The organism is Streptococcus saliviloxodontae, assembly GCF_016908655.1.
Classification (GTDB): Bacteria; Bacillota; Bacilli; order Lactobacillales; family Streptococcaceae; genus Streptococcus; species Streptococcus saliviloxodontae.
On sequence record NZ_JAFBEI010000044.1, the window covers coordinates 1 to 16,748 of the forward strand.

18 protein-coding genes are annotated in these 16,748 nt (G+C 39.6%); 14 read left to right on the plus strand and 4 right to left on the minus strand.

Annotated elements, in window-relative coordinates; translation table 11 throughout:
• The first annotated feature begins 186 nt into the window (after positions 1-186).
• From JOC31_RS08805 to JOC31_RS08855, 11 genes are all read left to right on the plus strand, one after another.
• Positions 187-393: a DUF1146 family protein gene (locus JOC31_RS08805; protein ID WP_275586115.1), complete on the plus strand. Its 207-nt coding sequence runs from the start codon at positions 187-189 to the stop codon at positions 391-393.
• Positions 394-426: 33 nt separating this feature from the next.
• Complete coding sequence (gene murA / locus JOC31_RS08810) at positions 427-1,698, plus strand: UDP-N-acetylglucosamine 1-carboxyvinyltransferase (protein WP_205017791.1); 1,272 nt, start codon at positions 427-429, stop codon at positions 1,696-1,698.
• A gap of 1 nt (position 1,699) precedes the next feature.
• Positions 1,700-1,891 carry a DNA-directed RNA polymerase subunit beta gene (locus tag JOC31_RS08815; protein WP_205017792.1) on the plus strand — a complete coding sequence of 64 codons (192 nt, stop codon included), beginning with the start codon at positions 1,700-1,702 and terminating at the stop codon, positions 1,889-1,891.
• Between the two features lie 35 nt (positions 1,892-1,926).
• Positions 1,927-2,817 (plus strand): DNA/RNA non-specific endonuclease, encoded by an 891-nt coding sequence (locus tag JOC31_RS08820; RefSeq protein WP_205017793.1) that lies wholly within the window; start codon positions 1,927-1,929, stop codon positions 2,815-2,817.
• Positions 2,818-2,962: 145 nt separating this feature from the next.
• Positions 2,963-3,343 (plus strand): RidA family protein, encoded by a 381-nt coding sequence (locus JOC31_RS08825; protein WP_205017794.1) that lies wholly within the window; start codon positions 2,963-2,965, stop codon positions 3,341-3,343.
• 170 nt (positions 3,344-3,513) lie between these two features.
• Positions 3,514-4,206, plus strand: a complete 693-nt coding sequence (locus JOC31_RS08830; RefSeq protein WP_205017807.1) for a DUF1003 domain-containing protein — start codon at positions 3,514-3,516, stop codon at positions 4,204-4,206.
• Between the two features lie 6 nt (positions 4,207-4,212).
• A complete protein-coding gene (rapZ, locus tag JOC31_RS08835; protein ID WP_205017795.1) occupies positions 4,213-5,103 on the plus strand; it encodes an RNase adapter RapZ in 891 nt (296 codons plus the stop codon).
• Positions 5,100-6,077, plus strand: coding sequence for a YvcK family protein (locus JOC31_RS08840; protein WP_205017796.1), 978 nt, complete (start codon positions 5,100-5,102; stop codon positions 6,075-6,077). The genes rapZ and JOC31_RS08840 overlap by 4 nt, the downstream gene beginning before the upstream one ends.
• Positions 6,074-6,985 (plus strand): DNA-binding protein WhiA, encoded by a 912-nt coding sequence (gene whiA / locus JOC31_RS08845; protein ID WP_205017797.1) that lies wholly within the window; start codon positions 6,074-6,076, stop codon positions 6,983-6,985. The genes JOC31_RS08840 and whiA overlap by 4 nt, the downstream gene beginning before the upstream one ends.
• A 15-nt stretch (positions 6,986-7,000) precedes the next feature.
• Entirely contained in the window at positions 7,001-8,398 is a 1,398-nt protein-coding gene (locus JOC31_RS08850; RefSeq protein WP_205017798.1) for a C69 family dipeptidase, read from the plus strand.
• A gap of 174 nt (positions 8,399-8,572) precedes the next feature.
• Positions 8,573-10,105 (plus strand): zinc ABC transporter substrate-binding protein AdcA, encoded by a 1,533-nt coding sequence (locus JOC31_RS08855; protein WP_205017799.1) that lies wholly within the window; start codon positions 8,573-8,575, stop codon positions 10,103-10,105.
• A 220-nt stretch (positions 10,106-10,325) separates the two neighbouring features.
• Here JOC31_RS08855 and JOC31_RS08860 read toward each other — a convergent pair whose 3' ends face one another.
• The 4 genes from JOC31_RS08860 to yghU all read right to left on the minus strand — a co-directional run bounded on the left by JOC31_RS08860 (position 10,326) and on the right by yghU (position 13,326).
• A complete protein-coding gene (locus JOC31_RS08860; protein WP_205017800.1) occupies positions 10,326-10,832 on the minus strand; it encodes a cysteine hydrolase family protein in 507 nt (168 codons plus the stop codon).
• Positions 10,833-11,050: 218 nt separating this feature from the next.
• On the minus strand, positions 11,051-11,293 hold the full coding sequence (locus tag JOC31_RS08865) for a type B 50S ribosomal protein L31 (protein ID WP_205017801.1): 243 nt from the start codon (positions 11,291-11,293) through the stop codon (positions 11,051-11,053).
• A 109-nt stretch (positions 11,294-11,402) separates the two neighbouring features.
• A complete protein-coding gene (locus JOC31_RS08870; protein WP_205017802.1) occupies positions 11,403-12,338 on the minus strand; it encodes a DHH family phosphoesterase in 936 nt (311 codons plus the stop codon).
• A 202-nt stretch (positions 12,339-12,540) separates the two neighbouring features.
• Positions 12,541-13,326 carry a glutathione-dependent disulfide-bond oxidoreductase gene (gene yghU / locus JOC31_RS08875; protein ID WP_205017803.1) on the minus strand — a complete coding sequence of 262 codons (786 nt, stop codon included), beginning with the start codon at positions 13,324-13,326 and terminating at the stop codon, positions 12,541-12,543.
• 174 nt (positions 13,327-13,500) lie between these two features.
• Here yghU and add point away from each other — a divergent pair, with 174 nt between their 5' ends.
• From add to JOC31_RS08890, 3 genes are all read left to right on the plus strand, one after another.
• The gene (gene add, locus JOC31_RS08880; RefSeq protein ID WP_205017804.1) at positions 13,501-14,523 is read left to right on the plus strand and encodes an adenosine deaminase; all 1,023 of its coding nucleotides are present in this window, start codon (positions 13,501-13,503) and stop codon (positions 14,521-14,523) included.
• Positions 14,524-14,586: 63 nt separating this feature from the next.
• Positions 14,587-15,030: a flavodoxin gene (locus JOC31_RS08885; RefSeq protein ID WP_205017805.1), complete on the plus strand. Its 444-nt coding sequence runs from the start codon at positions 14,587-14,589 to the stop codon at positions 15,028-15,030.
• A gap of 88 nt (positions 15,031-15,118) precedes the next feature.
• Complete coding sequence (locus tag JOC31_RS08890; RefSeq protein WP_205017806.1) at positions 15,119-16,648, plus strand: chloride channel protein; 1,530 nt, start codon at positions 15,119-15,121, stop codon at positions 16,646-16,648.
• Positions 16,649-16,748 lie beyond the last annotated feature (100 nt).

Genomic DNA, 16,748 nt, shown 5'->3' on the forward strand with positions numbered 1-16,748 from the left:
GCTTTTCATTATAAGTCATGTGGGGCTTTTTTCATACCGCTAAAAAGCCCTACAATATCTGAATGAGATTTACCCACTACAGAAATTATAGAGCCCTTTTTTGCTGTTAAATTTCAGAATTAGGTAATTGCGCTTATTTTTGCTATAATAAGAGTTATGGAAATGGTAACCTATCTAACGACACTCATGTGTCATGTTATTTTTATCTTTATGAGTTATCAATTGTTGACAGAGCTTTTTGATTGGTCTAAACTCATTAGAAATTATATTGAAAATAGTAGACGTCTAAATGTACTATTGATGTTTGTGAGTATTGCCATAGGTTATATGGTCAGTTCTTTTTTCCTCTCTATCATTCAGATGAGTCAAGATATTTTCAGAGCAATACACTAATCCTGTGATGGAGTTAGTTACAAAGGAGTTAAAATGGAAAAAATTATCATTACAGGTGGAAATACCCGCCTACAAGGTGAGGTTGTTATTGAAGGAGCTAAAAATGCCGTCTTGCCTCTTTTAGCAGCGACTATTCTACCAGAAGAGGGACAGACAAAGTTGACAAATGTTCCGATTTTGTCTGACGTTTTTACAATGAATAACGTGGTCCGTGGTCTTGATATTGCGGTTGACTTTGATCAAGAGACTAACACGATTGTCGTGGATGCACAAGGTGAAATTCTAGACGAAGCACCTTACGACTATGTCAGTCAAATGCGTGCTTCTATTGTTGTTTTGGGGCCTATTCTGGCTCGAAATGGACATGCGAAAGTTTCTATGCCTGGAGGCTGTACAATTGGTAGTCGTCCTATTGATTTGCACTTAAAAGGTTTAGAAGCAATGGGGGCTGAGATTACTCAAGTTGGTGGTGATATTACCGCAAAAGCAGATAAACTTAAAGGGACAACAATTTATATGGATTTCCCATCCGTTGGCGCGACTCAAAACCTCATGATGGCAGCTACACTGGCTGAAGGAACGACAATTATTGAAAATGCAGCGCGTGAGCCTGAGATTGTTGATTTAGCCTTGTTATTGAATAAGATGGGGGCAGATGTCAAAGGAGCAGGTACCGAGACCTTGACGATTAATGGTGTGTCTAAACTACATGGTGCAGAGCATTCAGTGGTTCAGGATCGTATAGAGGCAGGTACTTTCATGGTAGCGGCAGCAATGACATCCGGAGATGTTCTGATTAAAGATGCTGTTTGGGAACACAATCGTCCGCTGATTTCTAAGTTGATGGAAATGGGTGTCGAGATTACTGATGAGGAGAAAGGTATCCGTGTTAAGGCTGACACAAGCAAACTTAAGCCAGTAACAGTTAAGACCTTACCGCATCCTGGTTTTCCAACAGATATGCAGGCTCAATTTACGGCTCTTATGGCTGTCGTAAAAGGAGAGTCAACCATGATTGAGACAGTCTTTGAAAATCGCTTCCAACATTTGGAAGAAATGCGTCGTATGGGGCTCCATTCTGAAATTCTACGAGATACTGCTATGATTCATGGTGGTGAAGAGCTTCAAGGTGCTCAAGTGATGTCAACCGATCTACGAGCGAGTGCTGCTTTGATTTTAACAGGAATGGTAGCCAAAGGAACGACAACTGTTGGTAAACTGACTCACTTAGATCGTGGTTATTATCAATTCCATGAAAAACTAGCGTCTCTAGGGGCGACAATTCGCAGAGAATCAGGTGAATAATATGAAACATTTTAGTGGTCAATATGTTTTGAGGCAGTACCTATTTATTTTATTGGTAGTTGCTCTTAGTTTTCTTTGTCTCATCATTGGTTTAATGATAGGTTACTCTGTTATTGGAGATGGTAGTCACCCTTTGGCAATCTTATCTCCAGCTAAATGGGTATCTTTAATCAATAAATTTACAGGGAAGTAGGCGAGTCCTACTTTTTCTATGAAAGAAAGGGTTTTATGGCAAATAAAAAACGAAAGTCTTCTTCGGGAAAAAGGTTGCTGTCACTTGTTGGCTTAATTTGCATTATGGGATTGAGCTACATCGCAACAAGTGACCGTATTTCAGATAATAATCCTATTAAAACAGTAGCGCATTTGGTAACTGGACAGTCGCAATCTGCAGCGGATACTAAAAAGGTGGTCTCTAATGGGTCGCAAAGTAGCGAGGATAGTCCGAGTGAACAACTGGCTCAAACTGTTTTAACGGATAGCATTAAAAATCAACTAGGATCTTCTATTGAGTGGAATGGTGCTGGAGCTTACATTATCAATGGTAATAAAACTGATTTGAATGCGAAAGTTTCGAGTGCTCCTTATGCAGATACTAAAACCAAGCGTGTACAAGGGCAAACAGTTCCGACGGTTGCTAATGCCTTATTATCTAAGGCGACGAGACAATACCGAAGTAGAGAAGAGACAGGAAATGGCTCCACGTCATGGACGCCAGCAGGTTGGCACCAAGTTCAGCACTTATCAGGTAGCTATAGCCATGCAGTAGATAGAGGTCACCTGTTAGGGTATGCTTTGGTGGGGAGTTTGAAGGGATTCGATGCCTCAACTAGTAATGAAAAAAATATTGCAACCCAGACTGCTTGGGCAAATGAAGCTAATAGCTCAGATTCGACAGGTCAAAATTATTTTGAAACACAGGTTCGAAAAGCATTAGACAATAATAAGCGAGTGAGGTACCGTGTTACTTTGCTCTACGAAGGTAACAACATCATTGCAAGCGGTAGCCATATTGAAGCAAAATCTTCAGATGGTTCTTTAGAATTCAATGTGTTTATCCCTAACGTTCAATCAGGACTAACCCTAGATTATTATTCTGGTTCAGTTACAGTTAATTAAAAATCAAGCAAGGTTATCAATCCTTGCTTTTATTATTTCAAGGTTTTCAATTTTCAGAAAATTTGATACAATATAGGTAGAAAAAGCATTAGACAAGGAGGTTATCAATCCTTGCTTGTTCTAAATGGAAAAAGGAGTCCTTATTATGACAAAAACAATTCATACGGATAAAGCCCCTGCAGCAATCGGACCTTATGTTCAAGGTAAAGTTGTAGGTAACTTACTTTTCGCATCAGGTCAAGTCCCACTTTCTCCAGAAACTGGAGAAATCATTGGAGAAACAATCCAAGAGCAAACTCAACAGGTCTTGAAAAATATTGCTGCTATTTTGGAAGAAGTAGGAACAGATTTTGACCATGTAGTTAAAACAACATGTTTCTTAAGCGATATGAATGACTTTGTTCCATTTAACGAAGTTTATGCAACAGCTTTCAAATCGGAATTTCCAGCTCGCTCAGCGGTAGAAGTGGCAAGATTGCCAAAAGATGTTAAAGTGGAGATTGAAGTAATCGCTGAATTAAATTAAGTTTTATTAATGATAAAAAAGGTTTGGAATAGTTGATTCTGAACCTTTTTTAGTTAGGTATATCAAAAGACGGAAGGGCTAGTATATGTTATAATATAGTCTAGAAAGAAGGGGTGTTCGTGACGGTTAAAAAAATTAAAGAAGCACTGGATGGAAGTGATTGTCTTCTTATGGATGGCAATTTTTTATCTGAATTAGATCCTCAACTGAGAGAGTTAGTTACAAAAGATTACCCTCATCTTAAGTCTACTGATTTTATCTCCAATATCCATCTTGCTCACTATCGTCTGATTTTTATGAATAGTGTCATCGAAAAGGCTAATCGTAAGAACGATTATATTAAGGACCTAGTGTATAATGTGACCAAGGATATGGTGTTTCCGAATCAGGACATCCAAGAAGAATTGGATAGTAAGATCACCTTTGGCCAGCGTGTGGCTGATATTGTGGCCCGCTTTGGAGGGTCTTGGACATTTATTATTTCCTTCATTGTTTTTATGGCTATTTGGATGGCTATAAATGTGATTAAGCCATTTGGTATTTCATTTGACGAGTATCCTTTCATTTTATTGAATTTAGCTCTGTCGACAATTGCTGCTATCCAAGCCCCTTTGATTATGATGAGTCAAAATAGAGCTTCTGATTACGACCGTTTGCAGGCGAAAAACGATTATCAAGTTAATCGTATTTCCGAAGAGGAGATTCGTCTATTGCACACCAAGATTGATCACTTAGTTCAACAAGATCAGTCGGATTTGCTTGAAATTCAAAAGTTACAAACTGAAATGTTACTATCCTTAAATCAGCAGATAAGTGGTCTGGAAGAGGCATTAAAAGAAGTGAAAAGAGAAAAGGAGTTGTGATTGGACATGGATGCACAAAAAATTGACCTAGTTATTGTAACTGGGATGAGTGGGGCAGGAAAGACTGTAGCAATCCAGTCTTTTGAAGATTTGGGCTATTTTACGATTGATAATATGCCGCCGACTCTAGTTCCTAAATTCTTGGAACTGGTAGAACAGGCAAATGATAATAATAAAGTCGCCTTAGTTGTGGATATGCGTAGTCGCCTGTTTTTCAATGAAATCAATTCTATACTGGATAAGTTGGAAAGTCATGAAAACATCAATTTTAAAATTTTGTTTCTTGATGCGACCGATGGTGAACTGGTATCGCGTTATAAGGAAACACGTCGCAGTCACCCCTTAGCTGCTGACGGGCGTGTTTTAGATGGTATCAAGTTGGAACGAGAACTCCTTGCACCCCTTAAGAGCCTCAGCCAGAATGTTGTTGATACAACAGAGTTAACACCAAGACAGCTTAGAAAGGCTATTTCAGAAAGTTTCTCATCAGATAGTAATCAGGCCTCTTTCCGTATAGAAGTCTTAAGCTTTGGTTTTAAATATGGTTTGCCTTTAGATGCAGATTTGGTTTTTGATGTGCGTTTTTTACCTAACCCTTACTATAGAGCAGATTTGCGTGAAAAGACAGGTTTGGATTTTGAAGTGTCGGACTATGTGATGAATCACAAGGAGTCAGAGAGTTTTTATCAGCATCTCTTAGCTTTGATCAATCCGATATTGCCAGGCTACCAAAAAGAAGGCAAATCTGTCTTGACGATTGCTATTGGATGTACAGGTGGTCAGCATCGTAGCGTTGCTTTTGCTCATCGCTTAGCAGAAGACCTGAAAAGTAGCTGGTTGGTCAATGAAGGGCATCGTGATAAAGATAGACGCAAGGAGACGGTGAACAGATCATGAAAAAACCCAAAATAACTGTTATTGGTGGTGGAACTGGGATTCCGGTCATTTTAAAAAGCCTACGTCGAGAAGATGTGTCGATCACAGCTGTTGTAACGGTTGCTGATGACGGTGGTTCATCAGGAGAATTACGTTCTGTGATGCAATTGACACCGCCGGGAGACCTACGAAATGTCCTTGTTGCCATGAGTGACATGCCCAAGTTATACGGTCAGGTGTTTCAATACCGTTTTAAAGCAGGTGATGGCTTATTAGCAGGTCATCCACTTGGTAACCTTATCATTGCAGGAATGTCTGAGATGCAAGGCTCTACCTATAATGCCATGCAACTCTTAACTAAATTTTTTCACGTGACAGGAAAAATTTACCCAGCTAGTGAAACCCCACTAACATTGCATGCAGTGTTTCAAGATGGACACGAAGTCATCGGAGAGAGTTCAATAGCTGGTTACGATGGCATGATAGATCATGTTTATGTGACAAATACTTACAATGATGAGACACCTAAAGCGAGCCGTAAAGTAGTTGAAGCCATTTTATCTAGTGATATGATTGTTTTAGGTCCAGGCTCACTTTTTACCTCTATTTTGCCAAATTTGGTTATTCCAGAAATTAAGCAAGCGCTTTTAGAAACCAAGGCTGAGGTAGCCTATGTTTGTAACATTATGACGCAATATGGTGAGACGGAGCATTTTACAGATGCAGATCATGTTGCAGTTCTTAATCGTCACCTTGGTCAAGATGTTATTGATACGGTGTTGGTTAATATTGATCAGGTACCCCAAGACTATATGGAGACGAATCAATTTGATGAATACTTGGTTCAGGTAGAACATGACTTTCAAGGCCTTCGACGTGAGGCTAAACGTGTCATTTCTTCGAATTTTTTACGGTTGGAGAATGGCGGAGCCTTTCACCATGGCGATCTTGTTGTTGAGGAATTGATGAACCTACTAAGGAGTAAGCGACTATGAGTTTTACAGTAAAGGTTAAAGAAGATTTGCTGAACCAAGAAACACATAGTAAAAGTGAACTATCAGCTATTATTAAGATGTCAGGGAGTCTTGGTTTGACCAATTCAGGACTTACCTTATCAATTACCAGTGAGAATGCCAAAATCGCTCGACACATCTATGCGCTTTTAGAGTCAATCTACGGTATCGATCCTGACATCAAATACCATCAGAAAACCAACTTGAAAAAGAATCGTGTCTACACAGTGTTTGTTGATGAGGATGTTAATGCGATTTTATCTGACTTACAACTAGCAGATTCTTTCTTTGGATTTGAAATGGGAATCGAGCCTAGTATCCTAGATAATGATAATAACGGTCGAGATTATTTGAGGGGAGCCTTTTTATCAACAGGAACAGTCAGAGATCCTGAGTCTGGTAAGTATCAGCTTGAAATTTTCTCAGTCTATCATGACCATGCGGAAGATTTGGCTAAGCTGATGCAAAAATTCATGTTAGATGCCAAGGTTATTGAACATAAAAATGGAGCAGTGACCTATCTCCAAAAAGCAGAGGATATCATGGATTTCCTATTGGTTATTGGTGCTATGGCTTCTAAGGAAGCCTTCGAAGAAGTCAAGGTGATGCGTGAGACACGAAATGACATTAATCGAGCCAATAATGTAGAGACAGCCAACATTGCACGTACCATTAATGCTAGCATGAAGACCATCAATAATATTATCAAAATCATGGACAGTGAAGGCCTGGATATCCTACCTGTCGAGTTGCGTCAGATTGCTCAGATTCGAGTAGCTCATCCTGATTATTCGATTCAACAGATTGCAGATAGTTTAGAGACCCCTTTGACTAAGAGCGGTGTTAATCATCGTCTTCGAAAAATTAATAAAATAGCAGATGAGCTATAGAAAGAAGGAAATACTGTGGGATGTACAACAATTCTTGTCGGAAAGAAAGCCTCTTATGATGGCTCAACAATCATTGCACGCACGGAAGATTCTCAAAATGGTGAATTTACAGCTAAAAAATTTATCGTGGTGAAACCAGAAGATCAACCACGTCATTATAAATCTGTTTTGTCGTCTTTTGAGATTGATTTACCAGAAGAGCCGATGACTTACACGGCAGTTCCTGACGCTTTTGGCAAGGACGGCATCTGGGGAGAGGCAGGGATTAACGCTGCTAATGTAGCCATGAGTGAGACTGAAACGATTACGACTAATGCGCGTGTGCTAGGTTTGGATCCTTTGGTCCCATCAGGTATCGGTGAAGAGGATATGTTAACGCTAGTCCTACCTTATATTCATTCAGCCAAAGAAGGTGTCGAGCGACTAGGAAAACTCCTGGAAGTGTATGGAACCTATGAATCAAATGGGATTGCATTTTCAGATGAGAACGAGATTTGGTGGATGGAAACAATTGGAGGTCACCACTGGATGGCAAGACGTGTTCCCGATGATGCCTATGTTACCAATCCCAATCAATTAGGGATTGATTATTTCGAATTTTCAAATCCATCAGACTACATGTGTTCTGCTGATTTAAAAGCTTTTATTCACGAGAATCACCTAGATCTGACTTATTCAGATGAACATTTTAACCCACGCTATGCTTTTGGTAGTCAAAGAGATAAAGATCGTCATTACAACACACCTCGTGCTTGGGCTATCCAAGGATTCTTAAACCCTGAAATCAAGCAAGATCCTCAAAGTTTCTTTATCCCTTGGAGCCAAAAACCTTATCGTAAAATAACGATCGAGGATGTTAAATACGTTTTGAGCCATCATTATCAAGATACGATTTATGACCCTTATGGACCTGAAGGGGATCATAGAAGCCAACGAAGTTTCCGCACGATTGGCATCAACCGTACTAGCCAGACAGCCGTTCTTCAGATGAGACCTGGTAAACCAGATGCTGTCAAAGGTATTCAATGGTTAGCATTTGGCTCAATGCCGTTTAATACCCTGGTTCCTTTCTTCACCCAAATCACAACAACTCCAGATTATTTTGCTAATACACCTGAAAAGGTATCGACAGAGTCATTTTACTGGGCTAATCGTTTGATTGCTGCAATCGCTGACCCTCATTTTAAACAGCATGAAGGCGATATAGAAGACTATGTACAAACTACTATGGCAAAAGGTCATGCAATGATTCATGCTGTTGATAAGGCATTGGCAGAAGGAAAAGTTGTTGACTTTGAATCAGAAAATCAAAAACTGAGTGATTTTATCCAAGAGGATACAGATGCTTTACTCCATAAATTGTTATTTGACGCTAGCAATCTGATGACAAATCGTTTTAGTGTCAGTGATTAGGCTTATCGGATGATAAGTTTGGAAGGCTATCAGCTCTATGTGATAACGTTAGTTAAAGTGACTGGACATTTGTATTTGTCCAGTTTCTTTTTTTCAAAAAAAGACTTGCAAAAATCATATATTGTGATATACTTAACTGGTAAAATATTAACCAGTTAATAAAAAGGAGGATGTATGAAAAAGAAATTATTTGCTGGATTGGCAACTGTAGCAGTTCTAGCTGGAGGAGCCTATATTTGGCAATCTTATCAAAACTATCAAAAAGAATCGTCTCATTCAGGAAAGCTAAATGTTGTGACCACTTTTTACCCTGTCTATGATTTCACAAAAGCCATCGTTGGCGATCAAGGTGAGGTGAGCTTGTTGATTGGAGCTGGAACAGAGGTCCATGATTACCAACCGACAACCAAACAAATTTCACAAATTGAAGATGCAGATGCCTTTGTTTATATGGACAGCAACCTAGAGACTTGGGCTAAAGATGTCACTAGTTCAGTTGATAAAAAGAAAACAGCGATTATCAAATCAACAGGTGATATGCTACTAATGGCTGGAACAGAAGAAGAAGGACATGATCATGGCGGTGAAGGACATCATCATGACTATGACCCTCATGTTTGGTTATCTCCAAGTCGCTCAATCAAGCTAGTGGAAAATATCCGTGATGGTTTGACTAAAAAATACCCGAAATATAAAGAGCGTTTTACGAAAAATGCAGCAGCCTACATTGAAAAATTGCAAGCCTTAGATAAGGAATATGCAACAGCTCTTACAGCAGCAAAACAAAAGAATTTTGTCACACAACATGCTGCCTTCGGCTACCTTGCCCTAGACTATGGATTGACACAAATTCCGATTACAGGTGTTACTGCTGAATCCGAGCCGAGTGCTCAACGTTTAGCTAGTTTATCAAGCTACATCAAAGAAAATGAGATTAAATACATTTATTTTGAAGAGAATGCCTCAGCTAAGGTAGCCGCAACTTTGGCTGATGAAGCTGGTGTTAAAACAGCTGTATTGAACCCAATTGAAAGTTTAACAACGAAAGAACTTAAAGCGGGTGAGGATTATTTTTCTGTCATGCGTGAAAATTTAAAAGCTCTCCGATTGACAACAGATGTAGAAGGAAAATCAATCGCACCAGAGGAAGATACTAGTAAAACAGTAGCGAACGGTTACTTTGAAGATAAGAAGGTTACTAATCGCAGCCTTTCAGACTGGACAGGTAATTGGCAGTCTGTGTATCCTTATCTTCAAGATGGGACTTTGGACGAGGTTTGGGACTATAAGTCTAAACTATCAAAAGGGGCAAAAACAGCTGCTGACTACAAAGCTTACTACACAACAGGTTATAAGACAGATGTTGAAAAAATCATTATTGATGGTAAGAAAAACACTGTTGAATTCATTCAAAATGGGACAAGCCATAAGTTTACCTATAAGTATGTTGGTTATAACATTTTGACTTACCAAAAAGGGAATCGAGGTGTTCGTTACCTCTTTGAAACAAATGATGCTAACGCTGGAGAGTTTAAGTATATTCAGTTTAGTGATCATAATATTTCTAAGACAGATGCAGAACATTTCCACCTTTTCTGGGGTTCAACTAGCCAAGAGGAAATCTTGAAAGAAATGGATAATTGGCCAACGTATTACCCGTCAAGTATGACAGGTCATGAGATTGCCCAAGAAATTGTTGCTCACTAATCTCTCCCTTTTATTAATGACAATAATGATAACGAGAGGCATTGTATCTCGTCAATTTGAGAGGTTGGGGATTTTGTGCTCAACCTCTTATTAGGTATGATCATCAATGTGGTGATAGACAATAGGAAAGATAGAAGTTTTTCCTTAGTTAAATCTCTGAGTAATTTAACTTGTTTCATAAAATTAAAAGTTCTTCGATATTGTATCGAAGAACTTTTAATTATAGTTGATCAACAGAAATAAGGTTTCCGAAATTTGGCCAGATGGTCTGAGTATAAAAATCAATGATTTCTTGACCAGATATGGTAGCACGATCAAAGGTTGTGACAGCATCTGCTAGGATAGTCAGCTTGATTTCTTTTTCAAATCCGACGGTTAAGGTTGCATTGAGGCAGTATTCCACTTGCATACCGCAGACGACAAGGTGATCGATTCCTTGTTTGTTTAGATAATCTTCAAGATTGGTTCTTCGAAAGGCAGAGTTGAAGTATTTTTGAATGCGAGTATCCTGAGGTTGGACATCAAGACCTGCGTATAGTTGCCAATTGGGACTATTCAAAGCCAAGAGTCCTTCTTTTTCGGTATGCTGGACAAAGATAACCTCCTCTTTGCTATCTCTAAAGTGTGAAATCGCTTGATTAACCTTAGTTAGGTAAACTTCTGTGTTGGTTGGTTTAAGGTCAATTAATCCTTGTTGGATATCAACGACCAAAAGTGCACGTGTCATAAGGACTCCTTTATTAGTTAATGAGACTATTATAGATTTTTGTGGGATATTATCAAAATATTTGTTTAGATTGTTTCAATAATAGATCTGACCTAGGAGTTATAGTAGCTTCGTAATAGACGAACTTGCAAAAAATGATTGGTGTTATATCCAAAAAAGCCACTTCCGATGATTCGGAAATGGCTTTTTGATCAATCGTTTTAGTGATTGAGGGTTTCTTATTTGAGACCGTATTTTTTGTTGAAACGATCCACGCGTCCGTCTGCTTGAGTGAATTTTTGACGGCCTGTGTAGAATGGGTGTGAATCTGATGAAATTTCTACACGGATAAGTGGGTAAGTTTCACCTTCGAATTCAACAGTTTCTTTTGAAGATTTTGTTGAACCGCTAAGGAATTGGTAACCAGTAGTAGTATCAAGGAATACGACTGGACGGTAATCTGGATGGATATCTTTTTTCATGTTAAACTATTTCCTTTCTGCCATGGTACTGTCCGCACCATAGTTCGTTAACTATTCTAGTTTATCAAATAGCTTTTTATTTGACAAGCTTTTTAGCTAAAAAACTGACTTAATTTGCCAGGAGCTCTTGGATTTCTTTGTAAATTTGTTCGTTTTCTTCTAAGCTATAAGAATTTGCACCACTAGCGAGTGGGTGTCCTCCGCCATCGTGTTTTTTAGCAATATCGTTGATAACTGCTGTTTTACTACGAAGGCGAACACGGTAATGTCCCTCGGGTTGCTCAACGAAAATAGCCCAAGATTGAACGAGGTCAATTTTCCCTGGTGTTCCAACGATAGCAGAACTCTCAGCATCACTTACCTGGAATTTCTCCAAAATATCTCTTGTTAGGGTGACACGCGCAGCACCATTGTCATCAACGTCGAGATTGTCAAAGACATATCCTTGCAGTTTGGCAATTTTGAAGGAGAAGCTGTCCATTTGGCGAGCCATGGCTGAAAAGTCAAAGTCAAACTCACGCAATGTAGCAGCAATGTGTAGGGTTTGACTTGTTGTTGCTGGATATAGAAAGCGCCCAGTGTCACCAACAATACCGGCATACAGGAGGCGCGCAGCTGCCGCATTTAGCTTGAGATTTTTTTGCAAAGCAAAGTTTGTGACAATCTCACTGGCTGATGAAGCTTTTGTGTCAACGTGATAAATGTCTCCGTAGACGTCATCGTTTGGATGATGGTCAATCTTAATCAGGAAGTCACCACTGTTATAGCGGGCGTCATCAACACGTGGGCGGTTGGCTGTATCTGTCACGATTACCAAGGCTCCTTGATAGTCGCTATCAGTGACCTCATCCATCTGTGCTAACCAAGTTAGGGTAGGCTCATCCACTCCAGTTGCCTTGATGGTTTTATGAGGGAAATTGTGGCGAAGGAGTTCTCTAAGACCACACTGACTACCGATAGCATCAGGGTCGGGTCTTTGGTGACGGTGAATGATAATGGTATCGTAGGCTTTGATTTTTTCTAAGATATCAGTAAAAGTAGTCATATATATAAATCCTTTAATCTATTGTTGTCTATTATTATAGCATGAACATGACAAAGATATGAAAAAGTGATGTTTCTAAAGGTCATTTTCATCATTACTTCGTTTCTGTTATAATTAAGTGTAACAGAAACGACATTAGTAACAACAAGATCATTTTAGTCTAAAATACCTCAATAGAGTAGATCTTCTATTGAGGTATTTTTTATATGGCTTGATAATCAACTTCAAGTCCACGTTTGACAGCTGGGCGGTTTGCAATCTCTTTAGTCCAACGTTGTAAGTTTTGATACTCTTGAACGTTCAGAAAGATACCAGCCTTGTCCCAAATCTTATCTTGAGCTAGGCGACCATACCATGACCAAATGGCAATATCTGCGATAGTATAGTCATCGCCGGTGATAAAACGCTTATTAGCTAGCTCCTTGTCCAATAGGTCTAGTTGACGTTTGGCTTCCATAGTGAAACGATTGATAGCATATTCAATTTTCTCGGGTGCATAGTGGAAGAAGTGTCCGAATCCACCCCCGAGAAGAGGTGCTGCACCAGTTTGCCAAAAGAGCCAGTTAAGAACTTCTGTACGTTTAGCAAAATCAGTTGGGATTAGCTTACCATATTTGTCTGCCAAATAAAGTAGGATTGAGGGAGATTCGAAGACGCGAACCTTATCTTCTCCAGTTTGATCAATCAGGGCAGGAATTTTAGAGTTAGGGTTGATAGCGACAAAATCTGAACCAAATTGGTCGCCTTCGCCAATTTTGATTTGGTAGAGGTCATAGGTGATATCTAGACCGAGTTCCCTTAATTCCTCCATCATAATGGTAACTTTGATACCGTTTGGTGTCGGGAATGAGTAAACTTGAAAATCGTTTTCTCCGACAGGGAGATCTTGTTCAAAGCGGCTGCCAGCTGTTGCTTGGTTAAGGCCTCCCCAGGCACCACCCATTTGTTCAGGTGTTTCCCATATTTCTGGTAATGTGTATGATGACATAGTAGCTCCTCCTTTTAATTCCTATATGCTATCAAAAATAGTATGGAAAGACAAAAATCTGCTCCTTTATTTGATAGCTATGACTAAAGTTCGGATTTTTAACTTGCAAAAAGCGTGTTTTGTGTTAAGATAGATAGCATTATATTTAAAAATCAAACGATAGGAGAAAAAATAATGGAAACATCAGTTATCAAAAAACTGGCAAAGACCGAGTTACACTGCCATTTAGACGGTTCATTATCTTTAGAAGTTATTAGAGATTTGGCGAAGATGGCAGGTAAAGATTTACCTCAGGAAACAGATTCTTTGAAGGCTTTGGTAACGGCTCCAGAAGAGACAGAAAGTCTCAATGATTATTTGAGAGCTTTTGATGTTATCCGCCCGCTCTTACAGACAGAAGAAGCTTTGGAGTTGGCTGCCTATGATGTTGCCAAACAAGGGGCTATGGAGAATGTTCTTTACATGGAAATCCGCTTTGCTCCTGAATTGTCCATGGATGAGGGGCTTACAGTAGCTCAGGTCGTCTCAGCGGTCTGTCGAGGTCTTAAAGCAGCTTATGAGGACTTTGGGATTTATGCCAAGGCTTTGGTTTGCGGAATGCGTCAATCTAGTCTTGATTTGACGAAGGCTATTTTTGCAGAGAGTAAGGCGTCCAATCAAGATTTGCTTGTAGGGATGGATTTTGCTGGTAATGAGGTGGATTATCCTGCTGAAATGATGGCTGAGGGTGTGGCCTTCGCTCAAGAACTTGGTTACCCAATGACCTTTCATGCGGGAGAGCAGTGTGGCTGTGCTATGAATATCGCTCAAGCTATTTCTTTCGGTGTTAAACGCACAGGTCATACAACAGCTATTTTTAACCAGCCTGAAATGATCAAAGACTTTGTTGCTAAAGGGGTAGCTGCGGAGTTGGCTTTGACTAGTAACTTCCAAACAAAGGCGATTAAGTCAATAGATGAGTTTCCTTACCTTCCCTTGAAAAAGGCTGGCGCTAAGATAACGATTAATACTGATAATCGAACAGTATCAGACACTAATTTAACTAAGGAATACAAAAAATTTGTTACTTATTTTGACCTGACTGTTGCAGATTTTTTGCATCATAACCTAACTGCTATCCAGTCCTCTTTTGCCTCTACGGCTGAAAAGGAATTATTGTCGGCGAAAATCAAAGAAGCTTATAAAGAATACCTATAAACAAGGTGCATTTTAAAGGATTTTATGGTAAAATAAGGATATTAACTATCAATGGAGGGAACTATGGCATTAGCAAAGATCGTTTATGCCAGTATGACTGGAAATACTGAAGAAATTGCAGACATTGTCTCAAATAAGTTGCAAGAGTTGGGACACGAAGTAGAGGTTGACGAGTGTACAACTGTTGATGCAGCAGATTTTGAGGATGCAGATATTGCAATCGTGGCTTCTTATACTTACGGAGATGGAGATCTTCCAGATGAAATCGTTGATTTTTATGAAGACCTTCAAGATGTTGATTTGTCAGGTAAAGTCTTTGGTGTAATCGGTTCAGGAGATACCTTCTATGATTATTTCTGTAAATCAGTTGACGAATTTGAAGAACAATTTGCTTTGACAGGTGCCATCAAAGGGGCTGAATCTGTCAAAGTTGACTTAGTGGCAGAAGATGAGGATATTGAAAACCTTGAGCGTTTTGCTGAAGAAATTTCTGCAAAGGTTGGTTAAGTCAGCATAAGTTAAAGATGGGAGTTGGGATTTTTCAACTCTCTTTTTGATAGGAACATGCTAATGGGTTATTGCTTAGGAGAGTAGTGTGATACAGGGTGAGTTTCAAGCGAGTCAGAAAAGTTTATTGGTGTCAGTTTGGCGAGGCGTATTAGTTGGACTGAGTGCGGGTGCAATTGTATCAGCTTTTAGGTGGTTGATTGCAAAGTTATTTATAGTCTTTGTTCACCTCTATCACCTTGCTCAGAAAGAAGTGGTCTATCTAGTCCTTTTGATAGCAGTGAGTACTTTTCTTATCTTTTTTGTTGGGCTACTTGTCAAACAAGAAAAAGATATTAAAGGTTCAGGAATTCCACACGTTGAAGGTGAATTGATGGGATTGATGCATCCGAGATGGTGGTCTGTCCTTTGGAGGAAATTTCTGGGAGGCATCTTATCTATTTCAATGGGCTTGATGTTAGGGCGAGAGGGTCCTAGCATTCAGTTGGGAGCAATGACTGCCAAAGGGGTAGCCCAAGGTTTACAACTAACCAAGCGAGAGCAACGTATTCTAATCGCTAGTGGTGCGGCAGCAGGGCTATCAGCAGCTTTTAATGCTCCTATAGCAGGGCTTCTATTTGTTGTGGAGGAAGTCTATCACCATTTTTCTAGACAGGTTTGGATAACGGCTCTAGTCGCTAGTTTGGTAGCTAATGCTGTTTCATTGGGTGTTTTTGGGCAGACACCAGTCCTTCATATGCCTCATAATTTACCTGTATTTCCGTTAACGTCCTATTGGGTTTTACTAGTAATGGGGGGTGTTATGGGGCTCTTAGCCTACAGCTATGAGTGGGTAGTCTTACGTATCGGTAAGTGTTTTGAGGTTGTTGGAGGGTTTCTACACCTACCACCTCATCAGTATGGTCTCCTAACAGTACTTGTGATGATTCCTCTAGGACTTACTTTCCCAACCTTATTAGGAGGCGGAAATGAGATAATTGTTAATCTTCCTAACTCTCCTTTACTCCTAAAAGCGGCTCTATTATATTTTGTCTTGCGTTTTATCGGAAGCATGCTGAGTTATGGCTCGGGTTTACCAGGAGGAATATTTTTACCCCTTCTAACTTTGGGAGCACTATCGGGCTATACTTTTGGTTTAGCTATGATTCAGCTGTCAATAGTTGATAGCTCGTTAGTTATTCTCTTTTTGATTTTGGGAATGGCCGGTTATTTCGGTGCGGTGTCTAAAGCTCCTCTAACAGCTATGATTTTAGTAACAGAGATGGTAGGAAATTTGCAGCAATTGATGCCTTTAGCAGTTGTGACTGTCGTTGCCTACTTAGTTATGGATTTGTTAGGTGGGGAGCCTGTCTATGAGGCTATGTTAACGAAGATGATTGCCGTTCATCCTATGGAGAGTGGAGAACCGACGATGATTGACCTTCCGGTATCGGATAAATTGGCTGGTAAGATGGTCAAAGATTTGAATCTCCCTAGGGATGTCTTGATTTCGACACAAATTTATCAGAAAAAAACAGAAGTGGTAACAGGGGCAACAGTTCTGAAAGCGGGCGCTCAAATTTATCTTGTTGTTAACGAGTCAGATATTAGCCAAGTGAGGCACTATCTGCTAGAGTAATACTAATACAAAAACATACTAAGATTAGTAGTGAGGAAATCTCTGACGGGAGAGAGTACTCACTACTTTTTCTTTGTGTTAAAGTAGAGGTGTCCTGTTA